The sequence below is a fragment of the Lentzea sp. NPDC051213 genome, assembly GCF_044455585.1.
Lineage (GTDB): Bacteria > Actinomycetota > Actinomycetes > Mycobacteriales > Pseudonocardiaceae > Lentzea.
This window is the reverse complement of record NZ_JBITEX010000001.1, coordinates 574,274-592,407: the sequence shown is the minus strand read 5'-3', so window position 1 is coordinate 592,407 and position 18,134 is coordinate 574,274. Positions and strand designations below refer to the sequence as shown.

The following is an 18,134-nucleotide window of genomic DNA, read 5'->3' as shown; positions in this document are numbered from 1 at the left end:
TTTCAGTCCGTGCAGGACACCGGTGAGTCGAAGTGGCCCGGTGTCGTGGGATAGGCCGGTCCGGACCCGTGCTGGTTGTTGTCCGACGGGTACACCAGCGCCAGTTCGCGGAACGCGGACGTGCCGCTGGTCAGAGCGTCGTTCACGGTCTGGCCGGCTCCGGTGCCCCAAGCCAGCTTCTGCAAGAAGGTCTGCATGCCGGGGCTGTGCTGGCGGATGTCGTTGTAGCCGCCGTAGGACGCGGGACAGTGCGTGTACAGGTTGTACGCACCGTTCCAGTCGATCAGGCGGTCACCGGGGTTGGGGCCGTTCTGCGCGCGGTCGGCCTGGAGCACGTCGCGGTCCCAGCCGCCGTAGATCCAGTCCGTGCCGTCGTGGTGCTGGTTGTCGGCCAGCGTCGCGGGAACGGCCGGGTTGTCGTTGGTCTTCTCGGTCATCTCGAACCACAGGCACGGATCGATCGCGCCGTCGCCGAGCGTCTGCGGCCACAGGCCCGGCGCGCAGTTGCCGGGGTAGGAGCCGCGCGGGTTGAAGTCGAGCACGTCGGAACCGAGCACGCCCTGTTGTGATGCCGGTGAGGTACCACCGACACCGCCGAAGGTGTGGTCGATGAACCTGTCGTTCGTGCCGCGCGAGGACGCGTCGAACGTGCCGTTGGTCTGGCAGTCCGGCGTTGCGGCGTTGACCACCGGGTCGCAGCCCTTGCCGCCCCACAGCACGTCCGCGCCGTCGCCGCCGAACGTCTGGTCGCCGCCGCTGTCCGCGTTGACCAGGTCGTCGCCGAACCCGGCGTGGATGTTGTCGTTGCCCTGGCCGCCGCGCATGCGGTCGTTGCCACCCTCTGCGATGCCGTTGTGCGGCATGGCCGGTGCGGTCGGACCACCGACGAACTGGTCGCCGTTGACGTCGTGCAGCAGGTCGACACGGCGGTCGTAGGAGTCGGCACGGAAGCCCGTGTAGTTCTCCTGCGGCACCGAGTTCAGCTGCACGGTGAAGCCGCGCGCGGCCACGTCGTTGGCGTTCATGTACTCGTTGACCACGCCACCGCGGTCGCCGAGCATCGCGTCCTCGCCGTCGCCGCCGAACATCACGTCGTCGCCGAGCTCGCCGTACATGTCGTCATCGCCGTTCTGGCCGTGCATGGTGTCGTTGCCGTCCTGACCCCACATGCCGTCGTTGCCGTCGTCGCCGTACATCGTGTCGTTGCCGAACGCTCCGTTCGGTTCGCACGTGGCCTGCGCGGTTGTGCAGAACCTGGTCGACGGACCGATGTCCGCGGTGCGCGAGACCGTGGCGTTGTCCGGCACGGCACCGGACTTGTAGCGCTCGGCGTAGACCTGCTCCTTCATGGAACCGGGCTGGCCCTGGAGCGTGCGCTTCAGGGAACCGTTGTCGCCGAGCTGGACGTCATCCGCGCCGTTGCCCTCGAACGCGTCGCCACCGTCGCGGAAGCCCTGAATGGTGCTGCCGCCGATCATGTCGTCCTGACCGTCGGGAGCATCGCCCACGAGCTGGTCGGGCCCGCTCGAGCTGCCCGGCCACTCCGCGTTGGTCAACGGCACCACGGTGGTCTCGGACGACGGGGAGCCGAGCCCGCGGTCACCGCGCAGCACGTCGCCGCCGCCGTTGCCCTCGAGGTAGTCGGCGTTGCCGTCGCCGGTGAGGAAGTCCCCACCGTCCTGGCCCCACACCACGTCCACGCCGGAGCCACCGGACATCCGGTCGGCGCCGAAGCGGTCGGCCGGTCCGGACTGCAGGTCGTAGCGCTGCACGATCCGTTGCGCCATGGGGTTTCCACCCGCGGAGGAGAGGCGGATCGTCGCCCGCGTCGGGGTCTCCCCCTGTGCCGGGCGGAGCACGACGCCGTTGTCGCCGATGGCCACGTCGTTGCCGGGGCCGCCGAACACGGCGTCGTCGGCGTCGAGCTGGCCGACGGTCGCGTCACCGGCGCCGGACAACGAGGTGCTGTTGCCGCCGACGAGGTCGTCGTCGCCGTCGTTGCCCTCGACCCAGTCGATGCCCTGCGAGCCCTCGACGTAGTCGTCGGCGCCATTGCCCTTCAGCCGGTCGGAACCGGCCTGGCCGAAGATCACGTCGTTGGCGTCGTCGCCGTCGACCTCGTCCGGACCGGACGAGTCCGCGTGCGGAGTGAGGCTGAGGTCGTACAGGGAGATCGCCCGTGCGGTCATGCCACGTTCCTGCACGACCCGGTGCGGTGTTCCACCGCGCACCAGCACGCCGTTGTCACCGAGCACGACGTCCTGGTTGTTGTTGCCGTGGATGACATCGCCGGCGTCAGGCTGACCGACACCAGGGCTGTCCTCGGTCGAGCTGCCGCCCACGAGGTCGTCCTGGCCGTCGTTGCCGTCGATCTTGTCCCGGGCCGGGCCGCCCTCGGCGTAGTCGTCCGAGCCGTCACCGGTGATGGTGTCCTCGTCGCTCTGGCCGTAGATCACGTCCGCGTCGTCACCACCGCTGATCTCGTCCTTGCCGGATGTGCCGGCCTTCGGCGCGTAGCCGAGGTCGAGCAGCTCGACCTTGTGCGCCTTGGCAAAGCCACGTCCGAGCGTGACCGGCGTGGCCTGCGCTCCGTCCACAAGGGACAGGATCGCGTTGTCACCGGCGATCAGGTCGGGACCCGAGTCGCCGAACAGGTCGTCACCGGTGTCCGGACGACCCGCGCCGGACGCCACCTCGGCGCTGCCACCGACGATCCGGTCCTCGCCCGAGTCACCGTGCACCAGGTCGTCGGCGTTGTTGCCCTCCAGGTAGTCGTCCTTCGGGCCACCGGACACCTCGTCGTGCGCGAGACCGCCGAAGGCACGGTCGTCGCCGTCACCGCCGAAGACGAAGTCCGCGCCACCAGCGGCGGCGTTGGCGCCGTCGAGGTCGAACGGTCCGTCCACGCCGTTGTCACCGATCACGATGTCGTTGCCCGCGTCGCCGTAGAGGAAGTCGCCGACATCGGGCTCACCGGCCTTGCGCGTGCCACCGATGACGCGGTCGTTGTCCGCGCCACCGAACGCGCGGTCGACGCCGTTGTTGCCCTCGATGACGTCGTCCTGCGCGCCGCCGTAGAGAGTGTCGTCGTCGTTGTTGCCGAAGACGTTGTCGACACCCGCGTCGCCGTACGCGACGTCCTTGCCGCCACCTCCGTAGATGGTGTCGTCGTCGTTGCCTCCGGCCAGCACGTCGTCACCGAGCTGACCGCACACGCGGTCGTTGCCGGACTTGGCGTCCACGTTGTCCGCGGCACCGCCGGCGGCGACGATCTCCACCCCGGTACCGCCGGTGATCAGATCCCGGCCGTCCTGGTTGTCCAGGGGCTCGGCGGGCGGCATCGACACCGGGTCGTCGCTCGGCGGCGTGCACGGGTTGGCGTGCTTGTCACCGAAGATGTCCGCGCCGCCGTCGCCGCCGATCACGTGGTCGTTGCCGTAGCCGCCGACCAGCAGCTTCGACGACGGCGTGACGCCGGCAGGCAGGACGCGGTGCTTGACGTCGCGGATCGGGCCGAACACACCGGTACCGGCCTGGGCCTCCACGTCGGACGGTTCCGCGATGACGTAGTCGTCCTGCGGGCCGCCGTACACCTTGTCCTTGCCGTAGCCACCGGTCAGCACGTCGTTGTTGCCGCCACCGCGGATGTCGTCGACCTGCTCCTTCAACGAGTGGCCGGTCACGAAGTCCACGCCCTGGCTGCCGTACACGGTGTCCGAACCTGTGCCGGTGTCCACGACGTTGGTCGCGTCCTTGGCGTTGTCGCCGTTGAAGCCCTTGTCCACCGGGCCTGCGTCGTCCACGCCGGTCGCCACCTCGGTGCCGGTGTAGATCGTGTCGTTGCCGGAACCACCGGAGATCCGGTCGCTGCCGGTCCCGCCGATGATCACGTTGGCCTGCGCGACGTACTCCGGCTTGCCGGGGTTGCTCGCGGACAGGGGGCTGTCGGAGGCGATGCCGATGTTGTCGTCGTCGGCGCCGCCGTCGATCCGGTTCTTGCCGAGCCCGGCCGCGATCCGGTCCTTGCCGGAACCGCCGGACACGACGTCGTCAGCACCGCCGACGGTGATCGTGTCGTCGTCCGCACCGCCGTCGACCACGGCGTTGCCCTTGCCGCCGAACGCGGCGGCGAGGTCGCCGGTCGTGATCTGGTCCTTGCCGGGACCGCCGTTCACCACCGACTTGCCGATGCCGGTCTTGATCGAGTCGTCACCGGAACCACCGGTGATCTCGACGTCCTTGTCGAACGGCTTGGCCTCGGCCTTGGCGTCGTTCACGGCACCGCTCTTGTCGCCGTCACCCTGGAAGACGAAGATCCGCTTCCCGGTGTCGCCGGTGGCGTTGCCGGACACCTTCGTCAGGTTCGCGTCGCGGAACTCCTGGCGGAAGCCGAGGGCGTTCACGGCGAACCCGTCGAACCCGCCGCCGTCCTTGACCAGCTGCGTGATGGTCCACTTCTCCTCGTTGTTCTGGACCTCCCACGCGGAGTCGCCGCGGCTGAACGTCTGCTGACCCACGTGCAGGATCAGCGTCGTACCGTCCACGTGGCCGAGTGTCGGCGGTTCCGGTTTGCAGTTCGGTTTCACGGAGAAGTCGAGCAACGTGATGTCGGCCAGCGTGAAGTCGAACGAAACGCTGAAGATCGAGAACCCGAGTGTGATGTACACCTTGAGGAACAGACTCAGTCGTCCGTCCATGTTGAACAGGCACATCGGGTTGTTCAGCGCCACCTTGGAGAACTCGAAGAACCGGAACTTGCCGTCGTTGTTCGGGTCCGCCCAGGTGAGGTTGATCGTCAGCGCGACGCCGCCCTTGATGCCGACCTCGATCACCACCAGGCTCACCGCGGCGCCCGCGGCCAGCTCGCCGCGGAACGTCACGACGGGCAGCGGCTTGCCGGACTCGTCCTGCGTCACCAGGTAGATCGAGTCCAGAATGGACGCAGCCTTGCCCGACTCGATGGCCTTGCGCAGGCCGAACGTGTCGAAGCCCGCGCGGAACCTGGCCTCGACCGAGGCGCTGCCGGAGATGCTCACCAGCACCGGCGGCGGCGCGTACACCGGGCCGAACGACTGGCTGTAGGAGAAGCCGAGGCGCAACGGGCCAGAGTCGAACCGGATCAGGTCCACGTCCTGGCCCATGATCAGGCCGAACAGTTGAGCCGGGTCCTTGAGGATCGGGAACGTGAAGCCTGCCTTGTTGCCCTCCTCGCCCTCGGACACGATCTTCGTGCCGCCGGCGGACGCGTCGATCTTCGCCGCGAGGTCACCGGGCGCCAGCGTCACCTTGTCGATGAACGACTGCGCGTTGTCCGGCGAGTTGGTGGTCTCCTTCGCCATCGCGCCCTTGATCGTGAAGGTGCCGATGTCGATCGCCCCGCCGTTCTGGGTGATCTTGCCGATCAGCTGGATCGCCCGCAGGACCTTGTCCACGAACTCCAGGTCCGGTCCACCGGCGATGGTCGAGAACTCCTTGGCGATCGTGACCAGGTTGACGTCACCGCCGCCGACCGCGCGCGACAGGTCCGAGAGCACCGGGATCGGCGCGTAGAGCTGGTCGAGGATCGGCTGGATCGGCTTGGTGAACAGCGCGATCTTCTCGACGATCGGTTTGAGCACCTCTCCGAGGAACTTGCCGGCGTTGAGCTGGACGTTGTTGAACGCGATCTCCGGCGTGCCGTCACCGGGCTTGCCGCCGAACGCGTTCCACTCCCACTTCAGGTGGAACCAGCCGTTGATGCCGGGCAGCGGACCGGCGCTGACGTCGAAGTCCCAGTCGATGCCGACCTTCGCCTTCAACGACACGCTCGTGACCTGGCCGATGTCGGCGAGGTCCGCCAGCGTGATCCGGTCGTCGTTGGCCGCGCCGCAGTTCTCGAAGCAGGCAGCCTGCCCCTTCTTGTGCAGGTCGACGACGAACGTGCCGGCGAACAGGTCGGTCGCGCCGCCCGCGTGCTGCTTCAGGTCCACGTCGAGGAACGCCAGGCGTGCCTTCATCGCGTCGGGCAGCGTGAAGCTCAGTTTGACGCCGAGCTCGGGGTTCGCGCCGTCGTGAGTGGCCACGTAGAAGCCGCTCGCCTTGTCGACGCCCACCTTGACGTGCAGGTGGTAGCCCAGTGCGGCCTTCATCTTCGGCGCGCCCTCGGCCGCCTTCAGCGACAAGCCCGGGATGCCGATGTCGAGCGGGCTCTCCAGCGCGAGGGTTTCCTTGGTGCAGTCGTCACCGAAGACGTCGCCGTCGCAGACGTCGAACGTGAAGGTGGCACCGGTGATGTCGGCCAGCGACGCCGCTGCCGGGCAGTCCGTCAGCTTCGGGTTCGACGCGGCCGGCACGTACGCCGCGCCGTTGGGCGTGTTCTTGTCGTCGAACTGAACCTGGTCACCGGCGACGTCACCCTTGATCACGACCCAGTTGTTCGCGTTCGGGTCGGTCTTGCGGATGATCTTGTAGCCAGTGGCGTACTGCGACTTCGTCCACGTGATCCGGTTGAAGTTGGTGCCGGTCAACGGATCCGCACCGGTGGTCACCTCGGCGACCGCGGGTGGCGCGTCCTTGTTCTGGGCTGTTGCGACCACGCCGTAGACGTACTTCTTCGTCCCTGCCGTGCCCTGGGTGGTGACCTTGGCGTTCGTCGCGGGCAGAAGCGTTGCGTCACAGGTGAAGCCGACCGTGACGGCACTGCCGACCGCGGTCTTGAGGTGGTCGTTGACCCACGTCTGGAGCTCGCCGGTGTTGTTGACCCGGCCGCCGCCCGGCAGGTGGGTCATCGCCTCCTGGATCTTGGTGCGCAGCTGGCCGAACTTGTCGGCTCCCTGCTGGATGTCGTCGCCGACCAGCGGCAGCTTGCCGTCGAAGGCGGCCGTGCGCAGCGCCCGTTCGATCATCGCCAGGTACTTCTCGATGCCGTCGCCGAACTGCGAGAAGTCCAGCAGCGCGTCGAGGATCTTCTGTCCGATTTCGGTCGGCATCTCGAACCGCTTGACGCCGCCCGGCAGGTCCGGGCTGAACGAGAACGCCTCGTCGAGGTTGCTCACCTGACGCGGCAACCGGACGATGAACGACTCACCGGGGCTGGACAGCTTGGTCCAGTTGGTGTTGTCGGAGCTGACGAACACGGGCATGACCGCACACAGCGCGAGGTCGGTGCCCTGCGCCGGGTCGCCCTGGCACGTCACGGGCTGGTTGTCGCCGTTCAAGGTCAGCGACACGCCCTTGACGAAGTCGCTCAGCGAGACCGGGTTCTGGCCGCTGTAGCCGAGGTGCGCGTTGTAGTGCGCGTTCGCGACGGCCTTCTCGGTGCCCTTCGGGTTGCCCAAAGCGATCGAGAGCGGCCCGACCGAGGACTTCACGACGCCGGTGATGCCGCCGTGCGCGGTGATGTCCACAGTGGAGTCCGGCAGCACCTTCAACGCGCCGGCGTTGGCGGGTCCGTCGCCCGCCTCGAGCGGCAGCACGAATCCGATCTTGGTGGAACCGGTCAGGGCGAGATCCGCGGTGGCTTCACCCTCGGCGCCCACCAACGACCGTGCGGTGCCCTTGTCGTCGGTGAACGAGAACCGGACCGGCTGTGTGGTGGCGACCTTCCGCTTCACGTCGACCTTGAGCACGATCGACGGCTTCGAGTCGACGACCTGGTAGGCGAACGAGATGCCGCTGCCGGTGGGCAGTGCGGCGTTGAGCTGCGTGACGAGGTCCTGCAGGTAGTCCGGTGGCGCGGCGGTCAGCCTGTCGACCGCGTCCTCCAGCGGGCTGCGGAACGCGTACCCGGTGCCGTCCGCGGGCACCTGGCCCCACGGTTCGGCCAGCAACACGCGGTTGTTCGCCGGGTCGGCCGCCACGACGACCGCGACCTGGGTGCCGACCAGCACGGCCCGGCCGCGCAGGTCGGGGCCGAAAGCCTTGTCCCCGGTCCTGGTGTCGTCGCGCAGGAAGCCGACGCTCTTGCCGTCGAGCGTGGTGTTGCCGTACTTGCCGGTGCCCGCGTCAGCACTGCCGAGCAGGTCGGTCAGCGACTTGCCGACGACCGGCAGCGGTGTGGTCAGCGCGGTCTTCACCTTGCCGTCGCCGTCGACGGTCTGCAGCGAGCCGTTCAACACCTGCAGCGCCTTGATGATCTGACCGAACATGGCGCGCGGGTTGTTCGGATCGAAGTCGAACGCCTTGGCCTTGTCCAGCGCGTCGAGGCCGGTGAACTGGACGTTCGCCGGGTCGCTGATGTCCGGCATGGTGACGCCGACCTGCACGGGCCCGCCGAAGAAGTCGTTGATGCCGGGGACGTCGAGCTTCACTGTGGCGGTGGCCTTGGCGCCGACCGCGACGGTGAGCAGGTTCTCCGGTTCGAGCGCGGGGGTGTCCGGGTTGTCGACGATCTTCGCGAAGATCTGCGACAGCGGCAGGTCGCCGTCCGCGTCACCGAGCTTCTTCAGGCTGATCGACAGCATGTCGGACGAGCCGTCCTTCGTGGACATGTGCAGGTCGCCGGACATGTGCACCTTGAGGTATCCGACGCTGCCGTTGACGTCGACGTTCGTGTCGACCGCGGCGCTGGCCCTGAGCAGCTGACTGCCGGTGCGCAGCAGGAACCGGTCGGGTGTGCGGGGCAGGCTGGACACCAGGGTCGTGGTGCCGTCGGGGTTCTTGTCCGCGAACGGGCAGCCGGTCGCCGCGGCGTCGGGGTCGAGCGGCTTGCACGCGTCACCCTTGATCGGGTCGCGCAGGTCGAGCACGAGCGTGGCTTTGGCCTCGTAGGACGGTTTGACGGTCGCGGTGGCGTTCAGCGCGTTGGCGCCCTTGAGCCCCTTGCCCGAGAAGATGTCGCCGAACGTGACCTGTCCGGTCATCGGGTCCGGCGCGTTCACCTTGTACGGCGCATGGTCGGCCGGTTTCCCGCCCTGCCAGCCTTCTTCGAGCGTGATCTCGTCGGCGGTGTTGCTCTGCACGACACCCTGCGAGGTACCCGCGGACACAATGCGCCCCTTGAACGCGTCGACCGACCACGGCTTGCTCTTGTTGACGTGCTTGAGTTTCGTGTCGGTGTAGGTGACGTCGTTGCCCTGACCCGAGGTCAGCTCGGCCACGACGTCCAGGGGTGCGCCGTTCTGCGGAGCGTCCTGCTTCATCGTTAGCGTGAACTCGAGCTTCTTCACGTCGTCGCGGTAGTTCACGCCCGTCACGGCGATCGGGCCGGCGTTGAGCTTGGTGAAGAGGTCCTGGATCGAGCTGAACTTCGGCAGCCCCGCCTTGGCCGGATCTTCTTCGGGCTTGAACACGTTGTCGTCGACGAACTTCGCGAGCGCGCTGCCCGCCTTGACCGCGTCGGCGACCGTGCCGCGCATGAACGGCAGGTTGACGTTGCCGACCGGGTCGGCCGTCGAGCCCCACTGGGCGCGCTGCACCGCGTCGATCGAGCTGACCAGGTGGCTCAGGCCCTCGAGCAGGTCGCGCGGGCTGAGCGTGGTGAAGCGGGTGAGCTGGGCCAGGTCGGGTCCGCTGACGGTGATCGACGGCGTGCCGCTCGCGAGGTCGGGCCACTGCACGCCGATCGTGCCGGTGAGGCCGCCGACGTTCGCTCCGGCGAGCTGCTGCGACGTGAACTTGAGGCCGGCGTCGACCTTGCCTGCCGGGTTGCCGAGCCCGATGTGGAAGAGCCCGGCCGCGGCACCGGCCTCGGAGATCTCGGTGAGCTTGCCGTCGCCGTTGGGGTCGTCGGCGGTGGCGGTGATGTTCGCTTCGACCGTGACGTGGCTGGCGCCCTTGTCGAGGTCGACGCCGAGGATGCCGAAGCCCGCGGTCGGGACCGCCTGCGGGTCGAGCTCGCCCTTGGCGCCGACGGTGAACTTCGGCGAGTCGCCGTCCTTGACGAGCCAGAACGAGTCCGTGGACTCCTGGTAGGCGAAGTGGAACTTGGCGTCGAGCGTGAAGGTCACGTCCACGGCACCGGACGTCGTGAAGCTCACCGACGGGTCGGCGACGCTGATCGGCTGCTTGTCCGCGACCGTCGTGACGTGCAGCGTGGCGTCGACGCGCTTGATGCCGTTGGTGTCACTCGTTTGCACGGTGAGCGTGCCCGGCCGGTTGTCGCCGAGCGGGTAGGTGCCCGCGAGGTCGGGGAAGTTCTCCTTGTCCTTCAGCGGGTCGTGCACGGTCTTGGCCACGAGATCGCCGAAGCCGAGGGCCGCGCCGGGACTCACGCCCAGCAGTGGCAGCGCCTCCCCCAGCTTGCCGACACTGGCGAGTTGCTTGGAGAAGTCACCGAACGCGCTGATCCCCGCCAGGATCTTCTGCACGTCGGGCGCCTGCGCGATGGCCGGTGGGCTCACGACCACCAGGCCGAGCAGTGCCAATGCACCGCTGGTGAACGCTGCTACCGCACGCCTGGTCCGCGAATACCGCATGGCCGACCCGCCCTCTCGACGGCGTGGCCCCCGATGCCTCGCTGCCAGGTCAGTTGTCCGATGTGGAGTGACTCAGGGCACACCTGTGCCGCCACCGAGTAGTCGACGGGCCGGACGGAGGTGTTAGCCGTAGTTCGGCCGGTTGCGGCGAATCACCCGTTCGGCTGACCAGACACCTACTGGGAGTGGGTCAGCTCCCGGATCGGCGTGCCCTGGTTGAACGCATGGATGTCCTCAACGGCCTCACGGAAGTACGTCCGGTAATTGGCCTGGGTGACATAGCCGAGGTGCGGGGTGGCGAGGACGTTCGGCAACGCCCTCAGCTCGTCGGCGAGCGGCAGCGGTTCGGTTTCGAACACGTCGAGGCCCGCGCCGGCGATCCTGTTGTCCCGCAACACGTCCACCAGTGCGCCCTGGTCGACGATGGCGGCGCGCGAGGTGTTGACCAGGAAAGCGGTCGGCTTCATCGTGCCGAGGGCGGCCGCGTCGATCAGTCCTCGGGTGCGGTCGCTCAGCACGAGGTGGACGGACGCGAAGTCGGACTGTTCGAGCAGTTCGTGCAGTGAGGACGCCAGGCGCACGCCCTCGGGCTCCGTGCGGTCGGCGGTCAGGTTCTGGCTCCAGGCGACGACGTCCATGCCGAACGCCTTGCCGACGCGGCCGACCGCCCTGCCGAGGTTGCCGAAACCTGCCAGGCCGAGGGTGGCGCCGGCGAGGTCGACGCCGACCGTGCTCTGCCACGGGCCGCCGCTGTGGAAGGCCGCGTTCTCGACCGCGATGTGCCTCGCCAGACCCAGGATCAACGCCCAGGTCAGTTCGGTCGGCGGGGTCTTCGCGCTGCCGGTGCCGCAGACCGTGACGCCGTGGTCCCGCGCGGCCGCGAGGTCGATCGAGGCGTTGCGCATGCCGCTGGTGATCAGGAGCCGCAGTCTGGGCAGCCGGGCGAACAGGGAGGCGGTGAACGGGGTGCGCTCCCGCATGATCACGACGCACTCGGCGTCGGCCAGCTCGGCGGCCGGGTCGTCGAGGTGTTCGCGGAGCACCGTCACGTCGAGACCCGACCAGTCCGCGTTGGCGAGCGCCACACCCTGGTAGTCGTCCAGCACCACGCACTTCATGAGCCGATCATGTCAGAGTAGGCACATGGGGGCCTTCCACCTGGCACAGGCGAACAACTCGACCGGGCTGTGGGCGTTCGACCAATGGAGGATGCGCGGGTTCGTGAGCCGGGTCGACCCGATCAACGAGCAGGCGCCGCGTGCCCCCGGCTTCGTGTGGCGGCCTACGTCGGAGCGGATGATCGCCGATCTGGAACGGCTGGGGCGCGACCCGATGCTCGAGGCGTTCAACCTCAGCGTGTGGGAGTCGATCGAGTCGTTGTGGGAGTTCACGTTCCGCGGTGTGCACCTCGAGGCGGTGCGGAGCAGCGCCAAGTGGTTCGACCCGGAGTCAGCAATGGACGTCATGTGGTGGGTGCCCGCCGGACACAGACCAACGACCGAGGAAGGCCTCGCGAAGCTCGACCTGGTCAGGCAGAACGGCCCGACGGCGGACGGGTTCACCTTCCGGCGGAGGTTTCCGGCGCCAGAGCCCCACGCACGATGATCTCCAGCAACGGCCGGGGATCTATCGCCTCGTCGCGGGCGAACTGCTGCAGGAACATGCCCTGCACACACATTCCGAGCGTGTCCGCGACGGCCACCGGGTCGCGCATCCCGAGACTCGCGAGAGCCGGGATCAGCATCGAGGTCATCGTGGCCCGGCCGCGCGACAACGCCTCGCGCACCTGGAGGTTGGTCGCGGCCTCCACCCACAGCACCATGCGCGCCTTGACCGTGACGACGTTCGGCCCCGTCATGAACTCGTAGAGCCGGCACAGCTCGTCGATCAGGTCTTCCGGTGACGCGGGCTTGAGCGTCGCCTCGACCGTCGGGGTCTCCTGGCGCAGCATCCAGTCCATGACTCCGTCCAGCAGGGCGGCGCGGCTGCGGAAGTAGTTCGACGCCGATCCCTTGGGCAGGTCCGCGCGTTCGTCCACCCGCGCGTGGGTGAGGCCGCGCAGCCCCTCGGTGCCGAGCAGCTCGACGGCGGCGGCGAGGGCGCGTTCCCGGTTCGAGGTCACCTCGCTACTATAAACGTAGTGACTAGGCACTACGAACGTAGTACCGTCGACCCATGACAGCGACGATCGCCCTGGTCGGGTGGGTGCTCAACATCGGAGTCGGACTGGTCCTGCTCCTGCGCCTGCTCCGAGCGCGAAGACACGTGCCACCGCTCGCCTACTTCCACCTCGTCACCGCGTTCGTCGGGCTCGGCTTCTGGATCGCCTTCATGGCCGCCGGGGCATCCGCGCTGGCGTGGATCGGGTTCGCCGTGCTCACGCTGCACAACACCTTCGGCGACATGCTGATGGTGAGGGGCTGGCGCAAACGCAATCCCGACGCGACGGGGATCGCCTACTTCCAGGCCGTGAAGTGGATGCTGAAGAGGCCGTTGCCACTGGCGCACGCGTGGATTGCGCCAGTGGCCTGGTTCCCGGCTCTCTTCGCCGCGGTGATCAGCAGTTAGGACGCGTGGCCTTGCCGGCGAAACGGTCGCCGAGCCAGGTCAGGGCGTTCGAGCCCCACGCACTGATCGCGCCGATGTGCCCGAGCAGCGGCAACGGCGTCCACTGCACGTCCGCACCGAGTCCGCACCACTGCGAGCGCAGCTTCGTGCCGACGGTGAACGGGATCAGTTCGTCGATCGTCCCGTGGTAGAGGTACACGGGCGCGGCGGGCTTCACCGAGCCGAGCGTGTTCTCCTTCAACCGCTTCTGCCACAACGGGTCCTGGATGACGTCCGGCTGCGTGGTCAGCGAGTTGAGCCGTGTGAACGGTGCCACCAAAGCGATCTCGGCGACGCACGAGTTGCGGATCTGGTCGATGACCTGCGTGCCGCGGGCGTTGAGGACCGACGACAACGGCAGTTCGGGATAGGCCGCGGCGTACCCCGCCGCCGCCGCGAAGACCAGTCCCGAACCGGCGTTGCCGTCGTTGAACTTCGCGACCGCGTTCAGGTCGGCCGGGACTCCCCCGGCGGCGACACCGACGACGTTCAACGAAGGCGCGTAGGACTTCCACTGCTCGGCGGCGGCCGACGCGGCCTGACCACCCTGTGAGTAACCGAAAACACCGACCGGAGCGCTGGCCGACAGGCCCGGCAGCGTCTGAGCGGCACGAGCGACGTCCAGCAGGGCGCGGCCCTCGGACTTCGCCACCGCGTAGGTGTGATCCCCTGGCGTACCAAGGCCTTCGTAGTCGGTGACCGCGACCGCCCAGCCGTTGAACATGGCCTGCGCGAGGAACGCGATCTCGACCTCGGTACCGCCCTGGAGCTGCTGCGACGGCGCGCAGCGGTCGGCCATGCCCTGGGTGCCCATCGCGTAGGCGACGATCGGCCGCGGGCCGTTCGTCCACGGCAGCGGCGACACGAGGACCATGCCGGACACGACGTTGCCCGCGCCCGTCGCGGATGTCGAGCGATAACGGATGTCATAGGCCTTCACCGGGGCGGGCAGCACCCGCAGGGGTTCCGGATGCCACGCCACCTCCCGGCTGCTGACCAGATCGCCCGGTGCGGCCGCCGAAGCGGGCGTGACCAGGGCGGTTAAGAGCAGAACGGCGGTGAGCACGGACCGGAGCTGCATCGTTGGACCCCTTTGTGGTAACCGGCGTTACCGCAATGTAGGGCCGAACGTCGTAACGAGGCAATACCCGGAATGGCTTTATGGATTCACACCAGGCCCTGAGGGAAGGCGAACACCCGATCGGCGTCGTACTTCCGTGCAACTTCCCTGAGCCGGGTGAGGGACGAGCCGTAGTAGGTGCCGGCCCAGTCCGGCATCTGCGGGTCCAGGTAGTTGATGTACCCGGTGGCGCCGAACATCTTGGCCAGCTCGTCGCGCGCGACACCCATCGCCCGCCGCGCGTTGGCCTCCCCCGCCTGCAGGGTCAGCTCGACCTGGATGCTCGCGAGCGCGGTCCGGTGCGGGAACGCGCCCTGGCCACGAGCCACCGCGCCGCCGAGCGCGTCGATCATGTTGTACGAGTTGGGGGTGCTCTTGAAGATCTCCGCGAGCTTCTGCGGATCGGTGATCGGCTTGGTCAGCATCCGCGACGTCGCGACGTAGCTGCCCCGCGACTGCGAGCCGCCGCCTCCGTTCCAGCTGGGCCGGCACGAGCCGTCCGACACCCGGCACCACGCGAACCGTTCCATGGCGGCGAGGAAGCTCTGCTCCGTCTCGCGGCGTGAGGTCGGCTGCGAACCGACGCGGCGGACCAGGTCGTCCAGCAACGGTTTCGAGCCCGCCGGAGCGCCGACGTAACAGCCGGAGACCTCGACGTACGGGTTCGAGCCGTTGCCGACGCCGACCGTCGAGGTCATCGCCTCGGGCGCTTTGCCCTGCCAGTCCGGCCACGCGCTCAGCAGCGCGGGCAACGACGCGGACGGGAACGTGAGGGTGAAGGTCGTGAGGTTGCGGGCGGGCTCGGTGCGGAACACGAAGGACGTGACGATGCCGAAGTTGCCGCCGCCTCCGCCGCGCAACGCCCAGAACAGGTCGCTGTGCTCCGCCGCCGACACGGTGCGGTGCACGCCGTCCGGCGTCACGATCCGCGCGCTGACCAGCCGATCGGAGGTGAGACCGAACTGCCGCGCGGTCACGCCGATGCCGCCGCCGAGGGTGAGGCCGGAAATGCCGACCGTCGCACAGGTTCCCGCGGGCATCATTCGGCCGGCATTAGCCAGTGCGATGTAGAGGTCCATCAGCAGCACGCCGGCGCCGACCTCGACGGTGCCGTCCTGGCGGACGTCGATCCGGTTGAGCCCGCGCACGTCGACGACGAGCGCGCCGTCCGCCGTGGAGTAGCCGGGATAGCTGTGGCCGCCGCACCTCGCCGTGATCCGCTGCTTGCCCTGACGGGCCATCTCGATGCAGCGCTGGACGTCCGCCGGCGTGGTCACGCGAGCGATGGCGCTCGGCCGTTGGCCGTCGTACTGCGTGAAGTAGCCGAGTTTGGCGTCCCGGTAGGCCGCGTCGCCGGGCTTGATCAACTGGACGTCCATTGTGGACCGTCCGAGCAGACTCGTCATGGTTCCCAGCGCAACGGTCTGCAGAAGTGCCCTGCGACGCAACATCTCACGAACGTAGGAGTCGGACAAACCGGGAGACAACGGATCTGCGGACCGGTCCTGATCCCGGCGCTACGGGTTGACGGCGAGGAACAGGAAGGCGGCCAGCAGCACGAGGTGCACGCCGCCCTGCAGCCTCGTCGCGCGGCCGGGCACCACTGTCAGAACACTGACAAGAACGGTGAGCAGCAGCAGGACCATCTGCATCGGACCGAGGCCCAGCAGCAGCGGGCCGTCGAGCCAGATGGTGGCGAGCGCGATGGTCGGGATCGTCAGGCCGATGCTCGCGATCGCGGAGCCGTAGCCCAGGTTGAGGCTGGTCTGGATCCGGTCGCGCCAGGCCGCCCGCCCGGCGGCGATCGTCTCCGGCAGCAGCACGAGCAACGCGATCACGACGCCGACGAACGACGGCGGGAAACCGGCCGCCTTCACACCCGCCTCGATCGCCGGCGACTCGATCTTGGCGAGGCCGACGACCGCGACCAGCGCGACGACCAGCAGGCCCAGCGAGGCGAGCGCCGCCTTCGAGGACGGTGCCTCGGCGTGCTCGTCGGCCTCGATCACGCCGTCCTCGTCGACGGGCAGGAAGAAGTCGCGGTGCCGGACGGTCTGGGTGAAGACGAACAACCCGTACAGGGCGAGGGAGGCGAACGCCGCGAACGCGAGCTGCGGGCCGGAGAACTCCGGGCCGGGCGTGCTCGTGGTGAACGTCGGCAGCACCAGCGTGAGCGCGGCGAGCGTGATCACCGTGGCGAGCGCGCCGCCGCTGCCTTCGGCGTTGAAGAGGATGGTGCCGTGCCTGAGGGCGCCGATCAGCAACGCGATGCCGACGATGCCGTTCGTGGTGATCATGACCGCGGCGAACACCGTGTCCCTGGCGAGCGACGACGCCTCGGGTCCACCGGACGCCATCAGCGTGACGATCAGGGCCACCTCGATGATCGTCACCGCCACCGCGAGGACCAGTGATCCGTACGGCTCCCCCACCCGCAACGCCACGACCTCGGCGTGGTGCACGGCGGCCAGCACGGTCGCGGCGAGCACGACGGCGACCAGTGCGACGAGCACGCCTCCGAGGTCACGTCCCCAGGTCAGCGCGAGCAGCAGCACGCCGAGAGCGGGGGCGATGGTCGTCCAGGACAGCAGCGGGAAGCGCGAGGTGGCGGCCATGATCACACCCTCGCACGCCGGACAGCGGCCCCGCCATTCGGCCTAGACCATTTCGGGGATGCCGAAAAAGTGGAACGGGACGCCCCTGCCGCGTCCCGTTCCACATTTAGTTCCGGTGCGTTCAGAAATCGAACAGTGCACCGGTGTGCGCCAGCATGACGCACGAGTTCGGGTAGGTGTGAACCTGCGAGACGGGCTCGCCGCGCCAGAATCCGAACATCGAGACCTCGACGGGCGCGTAGATGAACGTGCAGGCCCGGTCGTCGGACGCCATGGCCTGAAGGTCGGCGTCAGCGGCGGCCAGCGCGGCGCAAGCCTGCGCCCTGCGTGGGTGCCGATCGCCTCGTTCGCAGGTCAGGACGGTCGCCTTGTAAGCGTTGTCCTCGACATCTGAGTACTGGACCGACAGCACCAGCGCGGTCCCCCCGTGTGCGGCGGGGGCGGCTTGGGCAGTGCCGGAGAAGGCAAAAAGTGACACGAACAGCGCAACGAACGCGACAATGCGCGGGGACATAAAAGCGGTCCTCCTGAGACCTCACTAAACCGGGCCGGTTCTCGGCCACCACAGATGTTGCCACCACGTTTCGTCCATGCGAAAGGGGCCAGGAACTGTTCACCGATCACATTTGCACGTTCCGCCGAAAGCGTGATTGGGCCGAACGGATGTGTTCCGCGCCACGTTCGCCGAGACCGAGCTGCCGATGGACTGTTACCTGTTGCGCACAGACGCGGTTGCGCACGTACGTATTATTCCAATCATGTCCAAGACCTCCAGACGCGTCGTGTTCGGCGTGCTGCTGATCGTCACACTCGTGGTTTCCACCGGCGGCGCGCTGGGCTACCTGGGCAGATTGACGCTCGTGTTCGACCGGCATCCGGGAAAGCCGCTCGCGATTCTCGCCGAAGTGGCGGGACCGCCGGACGGACCGAACTGCCCGATCGACGCCCGCTACTTCGACGAGGAGCCGGACGGCCTGGGTCCCGAGGTGCTGCAGGCGTGGAAATCCCTGCGCGCCAAGGCCTCTGAGCAGGGCGTTCAGCTCTGCCTGAACGACGGCAAGCGCAGCCGCGGGCAACAGCAGAAGGAGTTCGACGAGGCCGTGCAGAAGTTCGGCTCCGAAGCACTCGCGAAGCAGTACGTGCTGCCGCCGGACAAGTCGATGCACGTTCTCGGACTGGCGGTCGACATTCAGCCGATCGAATCCGCGAAATGGGTCGAGAAAAACGGCAGCACCCTCGGCTGGTGCCGCCGTTACGAAAACGAGCAGTGGCATTTCGAGTACGACGCCGGCTACTCCACGGGCGGCTGCCCCCCGATGCTTCCGAAGGCGGTCGGCAGCTGACGCCACGCGCAAAGGTCTAGACGCCTGGGGTGCGCGCGAGGTTGCCCCGACGTAA

Annotated in this window: 10 protein-coding genes; 3 read left to right on the top strand and 7 right to left on the bottom strand. The window is 68.1% G+C overall.

Annotation, left to right across the window (positions count from 1 at the left end):
- Positions 1-2: 2 nt before the first annotated feature.
- A complete protein-coding gene (locus tag ACIA8G_RS02675; RefSeq protein ID WP_396416502.1) occupies positions 3-10,394 on the bottom strand; it encodes a hypothetical protein in 10,392 nt (3,463 codons plus the stop codon).
- 176 nt (positions 10,395-10,570) lie between these two features.
- On the bottom strand, positions 10,571-11,512 hold the full coding sequence (locus ACIA8G_RS02670; protein ID WP_396416501.1) for a D-2-hydroxyacid dehydrogenase family protein: 942 nt from the start codon (positions 11,510-11,512) through the stop codon (positions 10,571-10,573).
- Positions 11,513-11,537: 25 nt separating this feature from the next.
- Between ACIA8G_RS02670 and ACIA8G_RS02665 the strand changes: the two genes are divergently transcribed.
- Entirely contained in the window at positions 11,538-11,999 is a 462-nt protein-coding gene (locus ACIA8G_RS02665) for a DUF3291 domain-containing protein (RefSeq protein WP_396416500.1), read from the top strand.
- On the opposite strand, the gene ACIA8G_RS02660 is transcribed toward ACIA8G_RS02665, so the two are convergent.
- Positions 11,953-12,516: a TetR/AcrR family transcriptional regulator gene (locus ACIA8G_RS02660; RefSeq protein ID WP_396416499.1), complete on the bottom strand. Its 564-nt coding sequence runs from the start codon at positions 12,514-12,516 to the stop codon at positions 11,953-11,955. The two genes, ACIA8G_RS02665 and ACIA8G_RS02660, sit on opposite strands and share 47 nt — an antisense overlap.
- A 53-nt stretch (positions 12,517-12,569) precedes the next feature.
- Between ACIA8G_RS02660 and ACIA8G_RS02655 the strand changes: the two genes are divergently transcribed.
- Positions 12,570-12,962: a hypothetical protein gene (locus ACIA8G_RS02655; protein WP_396416498.1), complete on the top strand. Its 393-nt coding sequence runs from the start codon at positions 12,570-12,572 to the stop codon at positions 12,960-12,962.
- On the opposite strand, the gene ACIA8G_RS02650 is transcribed toward ACIA8G_RS02655, so the two are convergent.
- The 4 genes from ACIA8G_RS02650 to ACIA8G_RS02635 all read right to left on the bottom strand — a co-directional run bounded on the left by ACIA8G_RS02650 (position 12,952) and on the right by ACIA8G_RS02635 (position 17,250).
- The gene (locus ACIA8G_RS02650; RefSeq protein ID WP_396416497.1) at positions 12,952-14,082 is read right to left on the bottom strand and encodes a lipase family protein; all 1,131 of its coding nucleotides are present in this window, start codon (positions 14,080-14,082) and stop codon (positions 12,952-12,954) included. The two genes, ACIA8G_RS02655 and ACIA8G_RS02650, sit on opposite strands and share 11 nt — an antisense overlap.
- Before the next feature lie 86 nt (positions 14,083-14,168).
- Positions 14,169-15,572, bottom strand: a complete 1,404-nt coding sequence (locus ACIA8G_RS02645; RefSeq protein ID WP_396416496.1) for an FAD-binding oxidoreductase — start codon at positions 15,570-15,572, stop codon at positions 14,169-14,171.
- A gap of 66 nt (positions 15,573-15,638) precedes the next feature.
- Positions 15,639-16,736 carry a calcium:proton antiporter gene (locus ACIA8G_RS02640; protein ID WP_396416495.1) on the bottom strand — a complete coding sequence of 366 codons (1,098 nt, stop codon included), beginning with the start codon at positions 16,734-16,736 and terminating at the stop codon, positions 15,639-15,641.
- A gap of 121 nt (positions 16,737-16,857) precedes the next feature.
- Entirely contained in the window at positions 16,858-17,250 is a 393-nt protein-coding gene (locus tag ACIA8G_RS02635; protein WP_396416494.1) for an SSI family serine proteinase inhibitor, read from the bottom strand.
- Positions 17,251-17,401: 151 nt separating this feature from the next.
- Between ACIA8G_RS02635 and ACIA8G_RS02630 the strand changes: the two genes are divergently transcribed.
- Positions 17,402-18,079 (top strand): D-alanyl-D-alanine carboxypeptidase family protein, encoded by a 678-nt coding sequence (locus ACIA8G_RS02630; protein ID WP_396416493.1) that lies wholly within the window; start codon positions 17,402-17,404, stop codon positions 18,077-18,079.
- Positions 18,080-18,134: the final 55 nt, after the last annotated feature.

Bases quoted from the DNA above. Each gene is read 5' to 3' on its own strand.
- ACIA8G_RS02635 (WP_396416494.1), bottom strand. From the start codon at position 17,250: ATGTCCCCGCGCATTGTCGCGTTCGTTGCGCTGTTCGTGTCACTTTTT.
- ACIA8G_RS02665 (WP_396416500.1), top strand. From the start codon at position 11,538: ATGGGGGCCTTCCACCTGGCACAGGCGAACAACTCGACCGGGCTGTGG.
- ACIA8G_RS02670 (WP_396416501.1), bottom strand. From the start codon at position 11,512: ATGAAGTGCGTGGTGCTGGACGACTACCAGGGTGTGGCGCTCGCCAAC.
- ACIA8G_RS02650 (WP_396416497.1), bottom strand. From the start codon at position 14,082: ATGCAGCTCCGGTCCGTGCTCACCGCCGTTCTGCTCTTAACCGCCCTG.
- ACIA8G_RS02655 (WP_396416498.1), top strand. From the start codon at position 12,570: ATGACAGCGACGATCGCCCTGGTCGGGTGGGTGCTCAACATCGGAGTC.
- ACIA8G_RS02640 (WP_396416495.1), bottom strand. From the start codon at position 16,736: ATGGCCGCCACCTCGCGCTTCCCGCTGCTGTCCTGGACGACCATCGCC.
- ACIA8G_RS02675 (WP_396416502.1), bottom strand. From the start codon at position 10,394: ATGCGGTATTCGCGGACCAGGCGTGCGGTAGCAGCGTTCACCAGCGGT.
- ACIA8G_RS02645 (WP_396416496.1), bottom strand. From the start codon at position 15,572: ATGTTGCGTCGCAGGGCACTTCTGCAGACCGTTGCGCTGGGAACCATG.